14 protein-coding genes and 1 pseudogene are annotated in these 18,817 nt (G+C 68.7%); 11 read left to right on the top strand and 4 right to left on the bottom strand.

Annotated elements, in window-relative coordinates; genetic code table 11:
• Nucleotides 1-49: 49 nt before the first annotated feature.
• From uvrC to G6N26_RS07480, 5 genes and pseudogenes are all read left to right on the top strand, one after another.
• Nucleotides 50-2,017 (top strand): excinuclease ABC subunit UvrC, encoded by a 1,968-nt coding sequence (gene uvrC / locus G6N26_RS07500; RefSeq protein ID WP_083019554.1) that lies wholly within the window; start codon nucleotides 50-52, stop codon nucleotides 2,015-2,017.
• The gene (gene rapZ / locus G6N26_RS07495) at nucleotides 2,014-2,925 is read left to right on the top strand and encodes an RNase adapter RapZ (protein WP_083019556.1); all 912 of its coding nucleotides are present in this window, start codon (nucleotides 2,014-2,016) and stop codon (nucleotides 2,923-2,925) included. Before uvrC ends, rapZ begins: the two co-directional genes overlap by 4 nt.
• Nucleotides 2,922-4,012: pseudogene (gene yvcK, locus G6N26_RS07490) on the top strand (uridine diphosphate-N-acetylglucosamine-binding protein YvcK). Before rapZ ends, yvcK begins: the two are co-directional and overlap by 4 nt.
• Entirely contained in the window at nucleotides 4,009-4,986 is a 978-nt protein-coding gene (whiA, locus tag G6N26_RS07485; protein ID WP_082991322.1) for a DNA-binding protein WhiA, read from the top strand. Before yvcK ends, whiA begins: the two are co-directional and overlap by 4 nt.
• Nucleotides 4,987-5,097: 111 nt before the next feature.
• The gene (locus G6N26_RS07480) at nucleotides 5,098-6,498 is read left to right on the top strand and encodes a WS/DGAT/MGAT family O-acyltransferase (RefSeq protein WP_067169553.1); all 1,401 of its coding nucleotides are present in this window, start codon (nucleotides 5,098-5,100) and stop codon (nucleotides 6,496-6,498) included.
• A gap of 57 nt (nucleotides 6,499-6,555) precedes the next feature.
• On the opposite strand, the gene G6N26_RS07475 is transcribed toward G6N26_RS07480, so the two are convergent.
• From G6N26_RS07475 to G6N26_RS07460, 4 genes are all read right to left on the bottom strand, one after another.
• Nucleotides 6,556-7,941 (bottom strand): HNH endonuclease signature motif containing protein, encoded by a 1,386-nt coding sequence (locus tag G6N26_RS07475; protein WP_163648751.1) that lies wholly within the window; start codon nucleotides 7,939-7,941, stop codon nucleotides 6,556-6,558.
• 249 nt (nucleotides 7,942-8,190) lie between these two features.
• The gene (locus G6N26_RS07470; protein WP_067168513.1) at nucleotides 8,191-9,462 is read right to left on the bottom strand and encodes an alpha/beta hydrolase; all 1,272 of its coding nucleotides are present in this window, start codon (nucleotides 9,460-9,462) and stop codon (nucleotides 8,191-8,193) included.
• Nucleotides 9,462-11,081 (bottom strand): acyl-CoA ligase FadD12, encoded by a 1,620-nt coding sequence (gene fadD12, locus G6N26_RS07465; RefSeq protein WP_083020344.1) that lies wholly within the window; start codon nucleotides 11,079-11,081, stop codon nucleotides 9,462-9,464. The genes G6N26_RS07470 and fadD12 overlap by 1 nt, the downstream gene beginning before the upstream one ends.
• Before the next feature lie 3 nt (nucleotides 11,082-11,084).
• Complete coding sequence (locus G6N26_RS07460; RefSeq protein ID WP_067168517.1) at nucleotides 11,085-11,894, bottom strand: lysophospholipid acyltransferase family protein; 810 nt, start codon at nucleotides 11,892-11,894, stop codon at nucleotides 11,085-11,087.
• Nucleotides 11,895-12,104: 210 nt separating this feature from the next.
• Here G6N26_RS07460 and G6N26_RS07455 point away from each other — a divergent pair, with 210 nt between their 5' ends.
• The 6 genes from G6N26_RS07455 to secG all read left to right on the top strand — a co-directional run bounded on the left by G6N26_RS07455 (nucleotide 12,105) and on the right by secG (nucleotide 18,790).
• Nucleotides 12,105-13,862: a DUF3556 domain-containing protein gene (locus G6N26_RS07455; protein WP_083020352.1), complete on the top strand. Its 1,758-nt coding sequence runs from the start codon at nucleotides 12,105-12,107 to the stop codon at nucleotides 13,860-13,862.
• Nucleotides 13,855-15,279 (top strand): phytoene desaturase family protein, encoded by a 1,425-nt coding sequence (locus tag G6N26_RS07450; RefSeq protein WP_067168520.1) that lies wholly within the window; start codon nucleotides 13,855-13,857, stop codon nucleotides 15,277-15,279. The genes G6N26_RS07455 and G6N26_RS07450 overlap by 8 nt, the downstream gene beginning before the upstream one ends.
• Before the next feature lie 181 nt (nucleotides 15,280-15,460).
• Nucleotides 15,461-16,480: a type I glyceraldehyde-3-phosphate dehydrogenase gene (gene gap / locus G6N26_RS07445; RefSeq protein ID WP_064934385.1), complete on the top strand. Its 1,020-nt coding sequence runs from the start codon at nucleotides 15,461-15,463 to the stop codon at nucleotides 16,478-16,480.
• 3 nt (nucleotides 16,481-16,483) lie between these two features.
• On the top strand, nucleotides 16,484-17,713 hold the full coding sequence (locus G6N26_RS07440) for a phosphoglycerate kinase (RefSeq protein ID WP_067168522.1): 1,230 nt from the start codon (nucleotides 16,484-16,486) through the stop codon (nucleotides 17,711-17,713).
• 14 nt (nucleotides 17,714-17,727) lie between these two features.
• Nucleotides 17,728-18,513, top strand: a complete 786-nt coding sequence (tpiA, locus tag G6N26_RS07435) for a triose-phosphate isomerase (protein WP_067168525.1) — start codon at nucleotides 17,728-17,730, stop codon at nucleotides 18,511-18,513.
• A gap of 43 nt (nucleotides 18,514-18,556) precedes the next feature.
• Nucleotides 18,557-18,790 (top strand): preprotein translocase subunit SecG, encoded by a 234-nt coding sequence (gene secG / locus G6N26_RS07430; RefSeq protein ID WP_067168527.1) that lies wholly within the window; start codon nucleotides 18,557-18,559, stop codon nucleotides 18,788-18,790.
• Nucleotides 18,791-18,817: the final 27 nt, after the last annotated feature.

Below are 18,817 nucleotides of genomic sequence, written 5' to 3'. Positions count from 1 at the left end.
CGCGCCCCGCCTTTCTCGGCACGTCGTCCCCGGCTACTAGCCTGGATCTGTGCCAGATCCCGCCACGTACCGCCCCGCGCCCGGGTCCATCCCGGTCGAGCCCGGCGTGTACCGGTTCAGCGATCAGCACGGCCGGGTGATCTACGTCGGCAAGGCCAAGAGCCTGCGCAGTCGGCTCACGTCGTACTTCGCCGACATCTCGAGCCTGCATCCGCGAACGCGGCAGATGGTGACCACCGCGGCCAAAGTCGAGTGGACGGTGGTCAACACCGAAGTCGAGGCGCTGCAGCTCGAATACAACTGGATCAAAGAGTTCGACCCGCGGTTCAACGTCCGCTACCGCGACGACAAGTCCTATCCGGTGCTGGCGGTCACCCTCAACGAGGAATTCCCCCGGCTGATGGTCTATCGCGGCCCGCGCCGCAAGGGCGTCCGCTATTTCGGCCCCTACTCGCACGCGTGGGCCATCCGGGAAACGCTGGACCTGCTCACCCGGGTGTTCCCGGCGCGCACCTGTTCGGCGGGAGTGTTCAAGCGGCACAAGCAGATCGACCGTCCGTGCCTGCTGGGCTACATCGACAAATGCTCGGCGCCGTGCATCGGCAGGGTCAGCGCCGAACAGCACCGCCAGATCGTCGACGACTTCTGCGACTTCCTGTCCGGTAAAACCGACCGGTTCGCCCGCGAGCTGGAACAGCAGATGAACGCCGCGGCCGAGCGGCTCGACTTCGAGCGGGCCGCGCGGCTGCGCGACGACCTCGGCGCGCTGAAGCGGGCGATGGAAAAGCAGGCCGTGGTGCTCGGCGACGGCACCGACGCCGACGTGGTGGCCTTCGCCGACGACGATCTCGAGGCCGCGGTGCAGGTGTTCCACGTGCGCGGTGGCCGGGTCCGCGGCCAGCGCGGGTGGATCGTCGAAAAGTCCGCCGACCCAGGCGATTCCGGCGAGGAGCAGTTGGTCGAGCAGTTTTTGACGCAGTTCTATGGCGAGCAGGCCGAACTGGGTGGCGCCGCAGACGAATCGGTGAACCCCGTGCCACGCGAGGTACTGGTGCCCTGCCTGCCGTCCAACGCCGACGAGCTGACGAGCTGGTTGTCGGCCCTGCGCGGGTCCCGGGTGGCGCTGCGGGTGCCGCGCCGCGGTGACAAACGCGCGCTGGCCGAAACCGTGCAGCGCAACGCGAAAGAAGCTCTGCAGCAACACAAGCTGAGGCGCGCAGGTGACTTCAACGCCAGATCCGCTGCGCTGCAGAACATTCAGGAAGCCCTCGGCCTGTCCGAGGCGCCGCTGCGCATCGAATGTGTGGACATCAGCCATGTGCAGGGCACCGACGTGGTGGGCTCGCTGGTGGTGTTCGAGGACGGCCTGCCGCGCAAATCGGACTACCGGCATTTCGCCATCCGCGAGGCCGCCGGGCAGGGCCGCTCCGACGACGTCGCCTCCATCGCCGAGGTAACCCGCCGCCGCTTCGCGCGGCACGTGAGCGAACAGAACGACCCGAATATGCTTTCGCCGGAAGGGAAGTCCCGCCGCTTCGCCTATCCGCCGAACCTGTACGTCGTCGACGGCGGCGCGCCGCAGGTCAACGCGGCCAGCGCGGTGCTCGAAGGGCTCGGCATCACCGACGTCGCGGTGATCGGGCTGGCCAAACGGCTGGAAGAGGTGTGGGTGCCCTCGGAACCCGACCCCGTCATCATGCCGCGCAACAGCGAGGGGCTTTACCTGCTGCAACGTGTGCGCGACGAGGCGCACCGGTTCGCGATCGCCTACCATCGCAGCAAGCGATCCAAGCGAATGACGGCATCGGTGCTGGACTCGGTGCCAGGATTGGGCGAACATCGCCGTAAGGCATTGGTCACCCATTTCGGATCGATAGCCCGCCTCAAGGAGGCCACCGTCGACCAGATCACCGCCGTTCCCGGCATCGGCGTCGCCACCGCGACCGCCGTCCTGGAGGCGCTGCGGCCCGAGCAAGCCGCCGAGCCGGCGCCCGATGAGTCCAGGGCCGTGCAATGACGGGCCCCGGTGAGCTGGCGGGCGGCCACTCGGTGGATACCCCGGCCGGCATCGACGTCGTTCTGGTGACGGGGTTGTCGGGGGCCGGGCGGGGTACGGCGGCCAAGGTTCTCGAGGATCTCGGCTGGTATGTGGCCGACAACCTGCCCCCGCAGCTGATCACCCGGATGGTCGACCTCGGCATGGACGCGGGGTCGCGGATCACCCAGCTGGCGGTCGTGATGGACGTGCGCTCGCGCGGCTTCACCGGTGATCTGGACTCGGTGCGCACGGAGCTGGCGACCCGAAACATCGCCCCGCGGGTGGTGTTCATGGAAGCATCCGACGACATGTTGGTGCGCCGCTACGAGCAGAACCGGCGCAGCCACCCGCTGCAGGGCGATCAGACACTGGCCGAGGGCATCGCCGCCGAGCGCCGGATGCTGGCGTCGGTGCGCGCCACCGCCGACCTGATCATCGACACGTCCACGCTGTCGGTGCGAGGCCTGCGCGAGACCATCGAGCGCGCGTTCGGCGGCGACGCCGGCGCGACCACCAGCGTCACGGTCGAGTCGTTCGGCTTCAAGTACGGCCTGCCGATGGACGCCGACATGGTGATGGACGTGCGATTTCTGCCGAACCCGCACTGGGTCGACGAATTGCGCCCACGCACCGGGCAGGATCCCGCGGTCCGGGAGTACGTGTTGAGCCAGCCCGGCGCGGCCGAGTTTCTCGACGCCTACCATCGACTGCTATCTCTGGTCGTGGACGGTTACCGCAGGGAGGGCAAGCGCTATATGACGGTCGCCATCGGCTGCACGGGGGGAAAGCATCGCAGCGTCGCGATCGCCGAGCAATTGATGCAGTTGCTGAACGCCGATCGCCAGCTGTCGGTGCGGGTGCTGCACCGGGATCTGGGTCGCGAATGAGCGAGCCGTTCAACCGGGGCATCGTCGCGCTGGGCGGCGGACACGGCTTGTATGCGACGTTGTCGGCGGCCCGCCGTCTCACCCCGTACGTCACCGCCGTGGTGACCGTCGCCGACGACGGCGGATCCTCGGGCCGGCTGCGCAGCGAACTCGGCGTGGTGCCGCCCGGTGATCTGCGAATGGCGTTGGCCGCCTTGGCATCTGACAGTCCACACGGGCGGCTGTGGGCGACCATCCTGCAGCACCGGTTCGGCGGCAGCGGCGCGTTGGCCGGGCATCCGATCGGCAACCTGATGCTGGCCGGCCTGTCCGAGGTGCTGGCCGATCCGGTGGCCGCCCTCGACGAGCTGGGCCGCATCCTGGGCGTCAAGGGCAGGGTGCTGCCGATGTGCCCGATCGCGCTCCAGATCGAGGCCGACGTGTCCGGCCTGGAAGGCGACCCGCGGATGTTCCGGGTGATCCGTGGCCAGGTGGCGATCGCGACCACCCCGGGCAAGGTGCGCCGGGTGCGGCTGCTGCCCGACCACCCCCCGGCCACCCGGCAGGCCGTCGACGCGATCATGGGCGCCGACCTGGTGGTCCTGGGTCCCGGCTCGTGGTTCACCAGCGTGATCCCGCATGTGCTGGTGCCCGAGCTGGCGGCGGCGCTGCGGGCGACCGCCGCGCGGCGTGCCCTGGTGCTCAACCTGGTGGCGGAGCCGGGGGAGACGGCCGGCTTTTCCGTCGAGCGTCACCTGCACGTGCTGGCCCAGCACGCACCGGAATTCACCGTGCACGACATCATCATCGACGCCGACCGGGTGCCGAGCGAGCGCGAACGCGAGCAACTGCGCCGCACCGCGACCCTGCTGCATGCCGAGGTCCACTTCGCCGACGTGGCCCGACCTGGTACACCTTTACATGATCCAGGCAAGCTCGCGGCGGCCCTGGACGGGGTCCGGGCGGCCCACAAGGCTCCGGAAGCGGCTCCGGTCACGGCCACCGCGGATATTCGGGTCGACGGTGCAAGCCCACCACCAGGTGGGGACGGGCCGGCCGGCACGGGCCGGCCGGCAGCGGACCAAGGGGTGACGACTCGTGGCGATGACGACCGAAGTCAAGGACGAACTGAGCCGCCTGGTCGTGAAATCGGTCAGCGCGCGCCGGGCGGAGGTCACGTCCCTGCTGCGGTTCGCCGGCGGGCTGCACATCGTGGGCGGTCGCGTCGTGGTGGAGGCCGAGGTCGATCTCGGCAACGTCGCGCGGCGGCTGCGCAAAGACATTTTCGACCTTTACGGCTACACCGCCGTCGTGCATGTGTTGTCCGCCAGCGGAATTCGCAAGAGCACCCGGTACGTGCTGCGGGTCGCCAACGACGGTGAGGCGCTGGCCCGCCAGACGGGGCTGCTCGACAACCGCGGCCGCCCCGTGCGCGGGCTGCCAGCCCAGGTGGTGGGCGGCAGTGTCGGCGACGCCGAGGCCGCGTGGCGGGGAGCTTTCCTGGCGCACGGGTCGCTGACCGAGCCGGGGCGGTCCTCGGCGCTGGAGGTCAGCTGCCCCGGCCCGGAGGCCGCGCTGGCGTTGGTGGGTGCGGCGCGTCGGCTCGGGGTCAGCGCCAAAGCCCGCGAGGTGCGCGGCGCCGACCGGGTGGTGGTGCGCGACGGCGAGGCGATCGGCGCGTTGCTGACCCGGATGGGCGCCCAGGACACCCGGCTGGTGTGGGAGGAGCGCCGGATGCGCCGCGAGGTCCGGGCAACGGCGAATCGGCTCGCCAATTTCGACGACGCCAACCTGCGCCGCTCGGCGCGGGCGGCGGTCGCGGCGGCGGCCAGGGTGGAGCGGGCGCTGGAGATCCTCAGCGACACCGTGCCTGATCATTTGGCGTCGGCCGGCAAGCTGCGCGTCGAGCACCGACAGGCGTCGCTGGAGGAACTCGGCCGGCTCGCCGATCCGCCGATGACGAAAGACGCTGTGGCCGGCCGTATTCGGCGGTTGCTGTCGATGGCCGACCGCAAGGCGAAGATCGAGGGCATTCCCGACACCGAGTCGGCGGTCACGCCGGATTTGCTGGAAGACGCCTGACGACGATGCGCGCCGCGAAGCGGCGGGCTGAGGAGTCAGGCAATCAGAAGACGCGTAACTGGTCGCGCGAATCGCTGTTCGCAAGGGGTGGGCGGGGGCTACGGTCGGGGGATGAAACGGCTTTCTAGTGTTGACGCGGCATTTTGGTCGGCGGAAACCGCGGGCTGGCACATGCATGTGGGGGCCTTGGCGATTTGCGACCCGAAGGAATGCTCCGAGTACAGCTTTGCGCGCCTCCGCCAGTTGCTCATCGACCGCCTGCCGGAGGTGCCGCAGTTGCGGTGGCGGGTCACGGGCGCGCCGCTGGGGCTGGATCGGCCGTGGTTCGTCGAGGACGAGGACCTCGACGTCGATTTCCATCTTCGCCGCATCGGCGTTCCCTCCCCCGGCGGCCGCCGCGAGCTCGAGGAGCTCGTGGGCCGGCTGATGTCCTACAAGCTGGACCGCTCGCGTCCGCTGTGGGAGATGTGGGTGATCGAGGGCGTCGAGGGCGGGCGGATGGCGACGCTGACCAAGATGCACCACGCCATCGTCGACGGGGTCTCGGGCGCCGGGTTGGGTGAAATCCTTTTGGACGCCACGCCGGAACCCCGTCCGCCGCAACAGGAGACGGTGGGATCGCTGGTGGGATTGCAGATTCCGGGCATCGAGCGGCGGGCGGTGGGCGCGCTCATCAACGTCGGCGTCAAGACGCCGTTCCGCGTCGCGCGGCTGGTCGAGCAGACCGTGCGCCAACAGATCGCCGCGTTGGGTGTGAGCAGCAAGCCATCGCGCTACTTCGATGCGCCCAAAACCCGCTTCAATGCGTCGGTATCGCCGCACCGGCGCATCACCGGCTGCCGCGTCGAACTGGCCCGCGCCAAGGCCATCAAGGATGCGTACGGTGTCAAGCTCAACGACGTCGTGCTGGCGTTGGTGGCCGGCGCGGCGCGCGACTACTTGCTCAAACGTGGTGAGCTGCCTGCCAAACCGCTCATCGCGCAGATCCCCGTATCGACCCGCACCGACGAGAACAAGGACGACATCGGCAACAAGGTGAGCTCGATGACCGTCTCGTTGGCCACCCATATCGAAGATCCCGGGGAGCGGCTGCGGTCCATCCACGAAAGCACCCAGAATGCCAAGCTGATGGCCAAGGCGCTGTCGGCGCATCAGATCATGGGGCTGACCGAGACCACCCCGCCGGGGTTGTTGCAGCTGGCCGCGCGGGCCTACACCGCCAGCGGGTTGTCGCGAAACCTGGCCCCTATCAACCTGGTTGTCTCGAATGTGCCCGGCCCGCCGTTCCCGCTGTACATGGCCGGCGCCAAACTGGATTCGCTGGTGCCGCTGGGTCCGCCGGTGATGGACGTCGCGCTGAACATCACCTGCTTCTCCTACCAGGACTACCTGGACTTCGGTTTCGTGACGACGCCGGAGGTGGCCAACGACATCGACGACATGGCCGACCGAATCGAGCCGGCGTTGACCGACCTCGAGAAGGCCGCCGCGGGGGAGAACAGCTCCGGCTAAGCCTGCCTGGCGATCTGACGCTACGGGTCGCCGCGAGCGCGGATGATTTACGAAGTGTTATGCGGCCCCGGGATTGTCGTCTTCGTCGTCCTCGTCGTCTTCGTGGAGGAGTTTTTCGGGGTGGTGGTAGGTGTTGGTGCGGGGTTGGCCGCGGTCGAATTCTGGTGGGGGTTTCCATTCGGTGTCGCCTTTGGCGTTTTTGCGGGTCATCCAGCCGCCGGGTTTGATGACGCGGTGATGGGGGCCGCAGGCGAAGGTGAGGTCGTTGATGTCGGTGGTGTGGCACTTGCTGTAGTCGGTGACGTGGTGGACTTCGCAGTAGTAGCCGGATACGGTGCAGCCGGGTGCGGTGCAGCCGCGGTCCTTGCCGTACAACACGATTCGTTGTCCGGGTGAGGCCAGGCGTTTGGTGTGATACAGGGCCAGGGCTTTGCCTTTGTCGAAGATCGCCAAGTAGTGGTTGGCGTGGCGGCCCAGGCGGATCACATCACTCATCGGCAAAATCGTGCCCCCACCGGTCAGTCCCCGCCCGGCGGCGGCCTCGAGCTCTTGCAGGGTGGTGGTGACGATGATGGAGGCCGGCAGTCCGTTGTGCTGACCCAACTCGCCGGAGGCCAGCAACGCGCGCAGCCCGGCCAGCAGTGCGTCGTGGTGGCGCTGGGCGGCTGAGCGGGGGTCGCGCTCGATGGCCTCCTGGCTGGGCGATCCGTCCACACAGGGCATCTCATCGAGGGGGTTGCACATGCCCGGGGCACCCAGTTTGGCTTCCACGGCTTCCAGGGTGGCGCGTAGCTCGGGGGTGATCAGGCCCCGCAGCGCCGACATGCCATCGGGCTGTTGGTCACCCAGGCTCACCCCGCGGCTGCGGGCGCGGTCCTCATCGGTGAAGGTGCCATCGGGGTTGAGGGTGTTGGTCATCGTGCGGGCCAGTGCGGCGAGGTGTTCGGGGGGAAACTGGGTGCCCAGCTGGGCGAGTCGGGCCTCGGCGTTGTCGCGGGCAGCGACGTCGACCCAGCCGGGTAGGTGGTGGTAGAAGTTGCGGATCACCGCCACCTGGCCCGCCCCCAAGCTGCCGGCGCGTTGGGCGGCGGCGGTGGCCGCCAGGACAGGGGGGATCGGTTCGCCCGTTAGGCCGTGGCGTGGCCCGAGGTCGCGGGCTTCTTTGATGCGCCGGGAGGCTTCGTTGCGGCTGATCAGGATGCGATCGGTCAACGCGTGGGAGAGCCCGGCGCCCAGTTCTTGGGAGGGGACCTGGCGGGCAAGGGAATTGAGCAGCGGATGCTCGATGACCGGAAGGCGCCGGCGGAGTTTCTCACAGCGCTCCAACACCGCCAGCTGCTGCTGGATGGTCAACGCATCAAGCACCAACCCGCACGCGCGGTCCACCTCGGCATCGAGCGCGTCGAACACCGCATCGACATCGGGCAGACCAGTTGGACTCACACCGCCAAACTATCGACACCCTCTGACAAGAATCGCCGCATTGTGACTACTGAAACCACAGTGACACAAGGTATTTCGCTATGCGTTTCCAATATCCGAAATCGTGTCGGGGAAGGCGGCGGCCCGGGGCGACACCTCCGGACGCAACGCCTCGGGCGGCCCCGGGGGCACCGCCCCGGGCAGCCCGGGCGCACAGCCTCAAGCGACAAAAGCCGCCGCCTCAGCCGCGCTCGAGCGACGAAAGCCGCCTCAGTCGCGCTCGGGCGGACGCGTCGCGTACACCCAGGACAAGAACCGCGCCACGGCCTCCGCGGACCGGTGCGCGCGCGGCGAACTGAAGATGTCGAAAGCGTGTTGGGCATGCGGCAATTCGGCGTAGGCAACCGGCGACTTCGACACCGCGCGCAGCTCCTCGACGAACTCGGCCGCCTCGCCCACCGGGATCAGGGAATCGTCGTGGCCGTGCAGCACGAAGAACGGTGGCGCGTCGGCGCGCAGCCGCCGGATCGGCGAGGCGTCGACGTAGATGTCGCGGTGGGTGTCGAATTTGCGCTTGACGACGAATTTTTGGAGCAACTCCACGAATTCGCGCCGCCCCTCGCCCTCGGTGGAGAACCAGTCGTAGCGCCCGTACACGGGCACCGCGGCGACCACCGACGTGTCGGCCTCCTCGAAACCCGGCTGGAACGTCGGGTCATTCGGTGTCAGCGCCGCCAACGAACACAGATGGCCGCCGGCCGACCCGCCCGTGATCGCCACGAAGTTCGGATCCCCGCCGTAGCGGGAGATGTTCTCCTTGACCCAGGCCAGCGCGCGTTTGACGTCGACGATGTGGTCGGGCCAGGTGTGCCGCGGCGACACCCGGTAGCCGATCGACACGCACACCCAGCCGCGCGCGGCCAGGTGGCTCATCAGCGGATAGGCCTGGGGCCGGCGCATGCCGATCACCCACGCGCCGCCGGGCACCTGCACCAGCACCGGCGCCTTGCCGTCACGCGGCAGGTCGTGGCGGCGCCAGATGTCGGCGAGGTTGGCGCGGCCGTGCGGCCCGTAGGACACCACGTTCGTCTTCTCGACATAGCGGCGCCGCGCCACCGTATTGCCGAGTGGCAGGGTGCGGCGCCCGCGGCGGGTGGGCTTGGATTGGGGGAGTTTCTCGAGCGCCTCTTCGTAGTCGTCGCCGAGTTGCTCGCGCAGCCCCGCCTCCAGCACGGGGCCCGGGGTGGTGACGCCGCGATACTTGATCACCGCGAGGATGGCCCAGGACGCCGCCGTCAGGGCCAGCGCCGCCTTTCCGCGCCGTCCCGCGAAGTCGCCGCGGCGCCCCCGCCGCAGCACATCGGCCAGCGAAACCGAGAAGTACACGCCGGGCACCTCGGACGCCGGCCAGCCGAACCAGAAGACCAGCACGGTGCTGTACCCCTTGCGGGCTAGCGGCCGTAATCCGTTGGCGGCGTTGGCCAATTCCAGCGCGGCGCGCGCCAGCGGCCGAGGCTTTCTGATCGTCCGGGTGAACCGCATCAGCCGCCTACCCGCGCTTGCAGTTCCGCGCGCAGGATCTTGCCCGTGCTGCTGCGGGGAAGTTCGTCCAGCACGGCGATCTCGCGGGGCACCTTGTAGTTGGCGAGGTTGTCCCGCACGTGCTGCTTGAGGGCGTCGGGGGTGGCGCCGGCGCCCGGCTCCAGCACCACGAACGCCGCCAGCCGCTGGCCATATTGCTCGTCGTCCACGCCGATCACCGCGGCCTCCGCGACGTCCGGATGTGCGGCCAGCGCCTTCTCCACTTCGATCGGGTAGACGTTCTCGCCGCCGGACACGATCATCTCGTCGTCGCGGCCGACGACGAACAACCGGCCCGCGGAATCCACGTACCCTACGTCGCCCGACGACATGAATCCGGCGTGAAAATCCTTCGTGTTGCCCGAGGTGTAGCCGTCGAACTGGGTGTTGTTGCGTACGTAGATGCTGCCGACCTCGCCGGTGGGCAACTCGTTGAATTCCGGGTCCAGGATGCGGATTTCGGTTCCGCCCGCGGGCCGACCCGCGGTGTCGGGCGCGGCGCGCAGGTCGGCGGGCGTGGCGGTGGCGATCATGCCCGCCTCGGTGGCGTTGTAGTTGTTGTAGATGACATCGCCGAACGCGTCCATGAACGCGGTGACGACGTCGGGGCGCATCCGCGAACCTGACGCCGCCGCGAACCGCAGGGACCGGCCGCTGTAGCGGCGGCGCACCTCGACCGGCAACTCCATGATCCGGTCGAACATCACCGGCACCACCACCAGGCCGGTCGCGCGGTGCCGGTCGATCAGATCCAGGGTGGCCTCCGGGTCAAATTTGCGCCGGGTGATCACCGGGCAGGCGAACGACGCCGCGAGCAGCAGTTGGGAGAACCCCCATGCGTGGAACATCGGCGCCACGATCACGATCGGCTCCTCGGCCCGCCACGGCGTACGGTCCAGGATCGCCTTCAGCGTGCCGATGCCGGCGTTGCCGCCAGATTGCTTGGCGCCCTTGGGGGTTCCGGTGGTGCCGGAGGTGAGCAGGATCATCTTGCCCTTGCGGCCGGTGCGCTTCGGTTGCGCCCCGGCCCGTCCCGCAATCAGCTTCTCGATGGTCAGCTCATGCTCGGCATCGGTCCACGCCACGATGCGGGTCGCGTCGGGCGTGCCGGCCAGCGCGCGGTCCACCGTCGCGGTGAACTCCTCGTCGTAGATGACGGCGTCGACGCCTTCGCGTGCCACCACGTCGGCCAGCGCGGGTCCGGCGAACGAGGTGTTGAGCAACAGGATGTCCGAGCCGATCCGATCGGCGGCCACCAACGCCTCGACGAAGCCGCGGTGATTGCGGCACATGATCCCGATGACCCGGGGCTGGCCCGACTGCAACCCCTGCAGCCCCGCGGCGAGCGCGTTGCACCGCTCGTCGAGTTCGCGCCAGGTCAGGCTGCCCCGCTCGTCGATCAGGCCCGGCCGATCCGGGCAGCGCTGGGCGGCGCTGGCGAACCCGGACGTCATGCCCATGCCTTCGCGGCGCATCGCCGCGGCGATCCGAACGTAGCGATCCGGGCGCATGGGCGCGATCAGCCCCGCGCGGCGCATGGTGCCGATCAGACCGAGGGTCTCGCTCAAGGGATTTGGCATGACTCAGCCGAGAATCGGGAAGCGGCGCTTGGCGGCGAGCTCGGTCAGGGCCTCCTGCATCACCGACCGCACGTACTCGTCGACCTCGTCGATGTCGGGGTCCTCGCCGAACTTCGCGGCGATGTCGATCGGTTCGAGCACCCGGGTCACGATCTTGGTCGGCAGCGGCAGGTTGGGCGGGATGACGGCGCTCAAGCCGAAGGGGAAACCGAACGAAACGGGCAGAATCGCGCTGCGCAGCAACCGCTTGATGCCCAGCCGCTCGGCGAGCCATGTGCCGCGGGTCAGGTAGAGCTGCGTCTCCTGCCCGCCGATCGACACCGCCGGCACGATCGGAACGCCGGCGTCGATCGCGGTGCGGATGTAGCCCTTGCGGCCGTTGAAGTCGATGACGTTCTCCGACAGGGTCGGCCGGTAGGCGTCGTAGTCGCCGCCGGGGAACACGATCACGACGCCGCCGGACCGCAGCGCGACCGCCGCGTTCTCCCGGTTGGCCCGGATGTATCCGGTGCGGCGGAAGAAGTCCGCGGTGGGACCGGTCATGAGGATGTCGTGGCTCAGCGTGTAGACCGGCCGGTCGTAGCCGAGCTTGTCGTAGAAATGGGCGCTGAAGATCGGGACGTCCATGGGGAACATGCCGCCCGAGTGGTTACCGACCACCAGCGCGCCGCCGGTCGGGAACGAATCCAGGCCGTGCACCTCTGACCGGAAGTAGGTCTTGAGGACCGGGCGCATCACCGCCATCAGGCGCTGGGTCAAGACGGGGTCGAATTTGCCGATGTCCCCGCCCTCGGAGTTGTCGCTGTCGGTCACGTTCCTCCCTTGACGCTCGCGCCGGGCCTGATCGCCGAGTCGAGTCCCTCGATGGTAGCGACCGGGGCAGCGCCGCTGTCATGGTGTTTCGGCATTTTCGCCGGCGTAAGCGACGCGGCTCGCGGCCGAACACGATATCGGCGCACGCGCCTGACGGTGCCGATACATTCGATGGGCCAGCTGGTTTTGCCGATCGGAACGAGGCCGCCCATGGGATTCATGAGTCCGGAGTTTCCCGACGTCGACGCCCACACGTGGCTCAGTTTGCCGCGTTCGACCCGGCGCCAGATCATGACCCGGCACTGGGTCGAGCACGGCTTCGGCTCCCCGTACGCGGTGTACCTGTTCTACGTGTTCAAGATCGCCGCGTACGTCGCCGGCGCCGCCGCGGTGATCTCGCTGACGCCGGGCCTGGGCGATCTCGGGCACATCGCCGACTGGTGGACGCAGCCCATCGTGTACCAGAAGGTGGTCGTCTTCACGCTGCTGTTCGAGATCCTCGGCCTGGGCTGCGGATCGGGGCCGCTGACCGCGCGGTTCTGGCCGCCGTTCGGCGGCTTTCTGTATTGGTTGCGGCCCAACACGATTCGGCTGCCGGCCTGGCCGGACAAGGTTCCGTTCACCCGCGGCGACAACCGCACCGTGGTCGACGTCGCGCTGTACCTCGTCGTGCTGGCATCGGGCATCTGGGCGTTGCTCTCGCCCGGGCGCGGCGGGCCGGTCACCGCGGCCGGCGACGTCGGCCTGATCGACCCCGTCCTGGTCATCCCGGCGATCGTCGCGCTGGCGCTGTTGGGCCTGCGGGACAAGACCATCTTCCTGGCGGCGCGCGGCGAGCACTACGGGCTGACGCTGCTGGTGTTCTTCTTCGGTTTCACCGACCAGATCGCCGCCTTCAAGATCATCATGCTGGCGCTGTGGTGGGGCGCGGCGACCTCCAAGCTCAACCATCACTTCCCGTATGTCGTGGCGGTCATGATGAGCAACAGCCCGCTGTTGCGCAGCCGGGCGTTCAACTGGTTCAAGCGCCGGCTCTACCTGGATCCCGTCGACGACCTACGGCCCTCCTGGATTCCGAAGGTCATGGCCCACGTCGGCGGAACCACCGCGGAATTCGGAGTTCCGCTGGTGTTGGTCTTCGTCGCCGACGGCCATCGGTGGGCGTGGTTCCTGATCGCCTTCATGCTGCTGTTCCACCTGAACATCACGTCCACCATCCCGATGGGAGTCCCGTTGGAGTGGAACGTCTTCTTCATCTTCTCGCTGTTCTACCTGTTCGGTCACTACGCGGGGGTCACGGCCACCGGGCTGAGCTCGCCGCTGCTACTGGCCATCCTGATCGCCGCGCTCGCCGTGGTGCCGATCGTGGGAAACTTCTTCCCCCAACAGATTTCGTTCCTGCCCGCGATGCGCTACTACGCGGGAAACTGGGCCACCAGCACCTGGTGCTTGCGCAAAGGCGCCGAAGACAAGATCGAGGCGAACATCACCAAGGCGTCGGCCCTGGCGCCCAATCAGCTTGCGAGGCTTTACGATCCGCAGACCGCCGAGCTCATGATCGACAAGCTGATGGGCTGGCGGTCCATGCACACCCACGGGCGCGCGCTGGGCGGGCTGGTGCCGCGCGCCCTGCCGGACGGCGCCGACGAGGCCGACTACCTGCTGCGCGACGGCGAGATCATCGCCGGGCCGCTGATCGGCTGGAACTTCGGCGAAGGCCACCTGCACAACGAACAATTGCTGGCCGCGGTGCAGCGCCGCTGCGACTTCGACGACGGTGACGTGCGGGTGATCATCCTGGAAGCCCAACCGATCCACCGGCAGACGCAGGCCTACCGCATCGTCGACGCCAAGACCGGACTGATCGAGCAGGGTTACGTCGACGTGGCGGGCATGCTGAGCCGCCAGCCCTGGCCCGAGCCCGGCGACGACTACCCCGTCCACGTCACGGACGGCGCCCATGGCTAGGGCAGTCGTCGTCGGCGCCGGGCCCAACGGGCTGGCCGCCGCGATCCATCTCGCCCGCCACGGTGTCGACGTGCAGGTGCTGGAGGCGGGCGAGACCGTCGGCGGGGGAGCGCGCTCGGCCGAGCTGACGGTGCCCGGAGTGATCCACGACGTCTGCTCGGCCACGCACCCGTTCGGCGTCGGTTCGCCGTACTGGCAGGAGATCGACCTGCCGCGGTACGGACTGGTGTGGAAGTGGCCGGAGATCGACTGCGCGCACCCGCTCGACGACGGCACCGCCGGCGTGCTGTACCAATCGCTGGATCGGACGGTCGCCGGGATGGGGATCGACGCCACCCGGTGGCGGCTCGCCGTCGGGGGCCTCGCGGCCGGATTCGATCAGCTGGCGCAGGACCTGCTGCGCCCGGTGCTGCGCGTGCCGCACCACCCGCTCCGCCTCGCCGCCTTCGGGCCCCGCGCGCTGCTGCCGGCGACCGTGCTGGCCCGCTGGTTTCGCACCGAGCAGGCCCGCGCGCTGTTCGGCGGCGCCGCCGCCCACATCTACACCCGGCTGGACCGTCCGCTGACGGCATCGCTGGGGCTGCTGTTCCTGGCGGCCGGGCACCGTTACGGGTGGCCCGTCGCCGAAGGCGGGTCCGGCGCGATCACGCGGGCCCTGGCCGCCGCACTGCAAGCGCACGGCGGCGCCATCACCACCGGAATCACCGTCACCGGCCGCCGCGACATCCCGGACGCCGACATCGTCATGCTCGACCTGACGCCCGCCGCCGCGCTGCAGATCTACGGCGACGTCCTGCCCGGCCGCGTCAAACGCGCCTACCGGCGCTTCCGGCGGGGGTCCTCGGCCTTCAAGGTCGACTTCGCCATCGAGGGCCACATCCCGTGGACGAACCCCGAGTGCCGGCGCGCCGGCAGCGTGCACCTGGGCGGCACCTTCGCCGAGACCGCCGACACCGAACGTCAACGCGCGCAAGGCACCATGGCGCAACGGCCGTTCGTCCTCGTCGGGCAGCAATACCTGGCCGACCCGTCGCGCTCGGCGGGCGACATCAACCCGATCTGGGCGTACGCGCACGTGCCGTTCGGCTACACCGGCGACGCCACCGCGGCCATCGTCGACCAGATCGAGCGCTTCGCCCCCGGGTTCCGCGACCGCGTCGTCGCCACCGTGAGCAGGGGCACCGCCGATCTGGAGGCCTACAACCCCAACTACATCGGCGGCGACATCCTCGGCGGCGCCAACGACGGGCTGCAGGTGATTCTGCGGCCGCGGGTCTCGGTGAACCCGTACGCGACCGGGGTGCCGGGCGTCTATCTGTGTTCGCAGTCCACCCCGCCGGGCGCGGGCATCCACGGGTTGTGCGGCTACCACGCGGCCGAGGCGGCGCTGGGCCGGCTGCGTAAGCGCCGCCGGTAGCCCTACGACGATGCGGCCCGCGAAGCGGGGTGAGGAGCAGTGCGGCCATCCCGTCTAGCCGGTGCCGCGTGTGGCCGACGTCACGGCTGTTGTACCAGCGCGGCAACGGTTGGCGCCGCTGATCTAGGCTGGCGGCGAGCGCGAATCAGCGGACACAGGAAAGAAGACAGAGGAGAGACAAGTGACGGTCCGAGTAGGTATCAACGGCTTCGGTCGAATCGGGCGGAACTTCTACCGGGCCTTGCTGGCTCAACAGGAGCAAGGCACCGCTGACATCGAGGTGGTCGCGGTCAACGACCTCACCGACAACGCCAGCCTGGCGCACCTGCTGAAATTCGACTCCATCCTGGGCCGCCTGCCGCACGACGTCAGCCTCGAGGGCGACGACACCATCGTCGTCGGCAACACCAAGATCAAGGCGCTGGAGGTCAAGGAAGGCCCGGCGGCGCTGCCCTGGGGCGACCTGGGCGTCGACGTCGTCGTCGAGTCCACCGGCATCTTCACCAACGCCGCCAAGGCCAAGGGCCACCTGGACGCCGGCGCCAAGAAGGTGATCATCTCCGCGCCCGCCACCGACGAGGACATCACCATCGTGCTCGGCGTCAACGACGACAAGTACGACGGCAGCCAGAACATCATTTCCAACGCCTCGTGCACCACGAACTGTCTCGGGCCGCTGGCCAAGGTCCTCAACGACGAGTTCGGCATCGTCAAGGGCCTGATGACCACCATCCACGCCTACACCCAGGACCAGAACCTGCAGGACGGGCCGCACAAGGATCTGCGCCGGGCCCGCGCCGCCGCGCTGAACATCGTGCCGACCTCCACCGGCGCGGCCAAGGCCATCGGACTGGTGCTCCCCGAGCTGAAGGGCAAGCTCGACGGCTACGCGCTGCGGGTGCCGATCCCCACCGGCTCGGTCACCGACCTGACCGCCGAGCTGAAGAAGTCCGCCACCGCCGACGAGATCAATGCCGCGATGAAGGCCGCCGCCGAGGGTCCGATGAAGGGCATCCTCAAGTACTACGACGCGCCGATCGTCTCGAGTGACATCGTCACCGACCCGCACAGCTCGATCTTCGACTCCGGTCTGACCAAGGTGATCGACGACCAGGCCAAGGTGGTGTCCTGGTACGACAACGAATGGGGCTACTCCAACCGCCTGGTGGACCTGGTCGCCCTGGTCGGCAAGTCGCTGTAACCCGTGGCCGTCCACACTCTCAAAGACCTTCTCGGCGAGGGGGTTTCGGGTCGCGGTGTGTTGGTCCGCTCGGACCTGAACGTGCCGCTGGAAGACGGCAAGATCACCGATCCCGGGCGCATCACCGCCTCGGTGCCGACGCTGAAGGCGCTCGTCGAGGCGGGCGCCAAGGTGGTGGTCACCGCGCACCTCGGGCGTCCCAAGGACGGGCCGGACCCGACGCTGTCGCTGGCGCCGGTCGCCGCGGCGCTGTCCGAGCAGCTGGGCCGGCACGTGCAGCTGGCCGGGGACGTCGTCGGCACCGACGCGCTGGCCCGCGCCGAGGGGCTGACCGACGGCGACGTCCTGCTGCTGGAGAACATCCGCTTCGACGCCCGCGAAACCAGCAAGGACGACGCCGAGCGGCTCGCCCTCGCCCGCCAGCTCGCCGAATTGGTCGGGCCGACAGGGGCTTTCGTCTCCGACGGCTTTGGTGTGGTGCACCGCAAGCAGGCCTCCGTGTACGACATCGCCACCCTGCTGCCGCACTACGCCGGCACGCTGGTGGCCGAGGAGATCGCGGTGCTGGAGCAGCTGACCAGCTCCACCAAGCGCCCCTACGCGGTAGTGCTCGGCGGGTCGAAGGTGTCCGATAAGCTCGGTGTCATCGAGTCGCTGGCCACCAGGGCCGACAGCATCGTGATCGGCGGCGGTATGTGCTTCACTTTCCTGGCCGCGCAAGGGTTTTCGGTCGGTAAGTCGCTGCTGGAGACCGAGATGGTGGACACCTGCCGCCGGCTGCTGGACACCTACGTCGACGTGCTGCGGCTGCCGGTGGACATCGTGGTGGCCGACAAGTTCGCCGCCGACGCGACACCGCAGACCGTCGCCGCCGACGCCATCGGAGACGATCTGATGGGCCTGGACATCGGTCCGGGATCGGTCAAACGGTTCACCACCTTGCTCTCCAACGCCGAGACCGTGTTCTGGAACGGGCCGATGGGCGTGTTCGAGTTCCCGGCGTTCGCCGCGGGCACCAAGGGCGTCGCCGAGGCGATCGCCGCCGCGACCGGCAAGGGCGCCTTCAGCGTGGTCGGTGGCGGGGACTCCGCGGCCGCCGTGCGCGCGCTGGGCATCCCGGAGGGCGACTTCTCCCACATCTCCACGGGTGGGGGAGCATCGCTGGAATACCTTGAGGGCAAGACGCTTCCGGGTATCGAGGTGTTGAGCCGACCCCAGCCCGACCACAACTAGGGAGGCCCAGAGTCGTGAGCCGCAAGCCACTGATCGCCGGCAACTGGAAGATGAACCTCAACCACTTCGAGGCGATCGCCCTGGTGCAAAAGATCGCGTTCGCGCTGCCGGACAAGTACTACGACAAGGTCGACGTCACGGTGCTGCCGCCGTTCACCGACCTGCGCAGCGTGCAGACCCTGGTCGACGGCGACAAGTTGCGGCTGACCTACGGCGGGCAGGATCTGTCCCAGCACGACGCGGGCGCCTACACCGGGGAGGTCAGCGGCGCGTTCCTGGCCAAGCTGGGCTGCACGTTCGTCGTCGTCGGGCACTCCGAGCGCAGGACGTACCACCATGAGGACGACGCCGTCGTCGCCGCCAAGACCGCCGCGGCCCTCAAGCACGAACTGACCCCGATCGTCTGCATCGGCGAGCATCTCGACGTCCGCGAGGCCGGAAACCACGTCATCCACTGCGAGGAACAGCTGCGCGGTTCGCTGGCCGGGCTGTCCGCCGAACAGATCGGCAAGGTCGTCATCGCCTACGAGCCGGTGTGGGCGATCGGCACCGGCCGGGTGGCCAGCGCCGCGGACGCGCAAGAAGTCTGCGCGGCGATCCGCAAGGAACTGGGCGCTTTGGCGTCCCCGCAGATCGCCGACTCGGTGCGGGTCCTCTACGGCGGCTCGGTCAACGCCAAGAACGTCGGCGAGCTCGTCGCCAGCGGCGACATCGACGGCGGTCTGGTCGGCGGCGCGTCGCTGGACGGCGAGCAATTCGCGACGCTGGCGGCCATCGCCGCCGGTGGGCCCCTTCCTTAGGGGGGCCCCTGCTGCCGGTGACGGCACCGGTAGGCTGGCCGTCATGCAGTTGGCTTTGCAGATCACCCTGGTCGTCACCAGCATCCTGGTGGTGCTGCTGGTGCTGCTGCACCGCGCCAAGGGTGGCGGCCTGTCCACGCTGTTTGGTGGTGGCGTCCAGTCCAGCCTGTCCGGGTCCACCGTGGTGGAAAAGAATCTGGACCGCCTGACGTACTTCATCACCGCCATCTGGCTGGTGTGCATCATCGCCATGGCACTGCTGATCAAGTACCGCTGAGAACCTGACCTGCCTCGAGCTCCGAGC

The organism is Mycobacterium marseillense (genome assembly GCF_010731675.1).
GTDB lineage: Bacteria > Actinomycetota > Actinomycetes > Mycobacteriales > Mycobacteriaceae > Mycobacterium > Mycobacterium marseillense.
This window is presented reverse-complemented; position numbering and strand designations above follow the sequence as displayed.

Coding starts and splice junctions, on each gene's coding strand:
- rapZ (WP_083019556.1), top strand. CDS start 2,014: ATGACGGGCCCCGGTGAGCTGGCGGGCGGCCACTCGGTGGATACCCCG.
- whiA (WP_082991322.1), top strand. CDS start 4,009: ATGACGACCGAAGTCAAGGACGAACTGAGCCGCCTGGTCGTGAAATCG.
- G6N26_RS07480 (WP_067169553.1), top strand. CDS start 5,098: ATGAAACGGCTTTCTAGTGTTGACGCGGCATTTTGGTCGGCGGAAACC.
- G6N26_RS07470 (WP_067168513.1), bottom strand. CDS start 9,462: ATGCGGTTCACCCGGACGATCAGAAAGCCTCGGCCGCTGGCGCGCGCC.
- fadD12 (WP_083020344.1), bottom strand. CDS start 11,081: ATGCCAAATCCCTTGAGCGAGACCCTCGGTCTGATCGGCACCATGCGC.
- G6N26_RS07455 (WP_083020352.1), top strand. CDS start 12,105: ATGGGATTCATGAGTCCGGAGTTTCCCGACGTCGACGCCCACACGTGG.
- G6N26_RS07450 (WP_067168520.1), top strand. CDS start 13,855: ATGGCTAGGGCAGTCGTCGTCGGCGCCGGGCCCAACGGGCTGGCCGCC.
- secG (WP_067168527.1), top strand. CDS start 18,557: ATGCAGTTGGCTTTGCAGATCACCCTGGTCGTCACCAGCATCCTGGTG.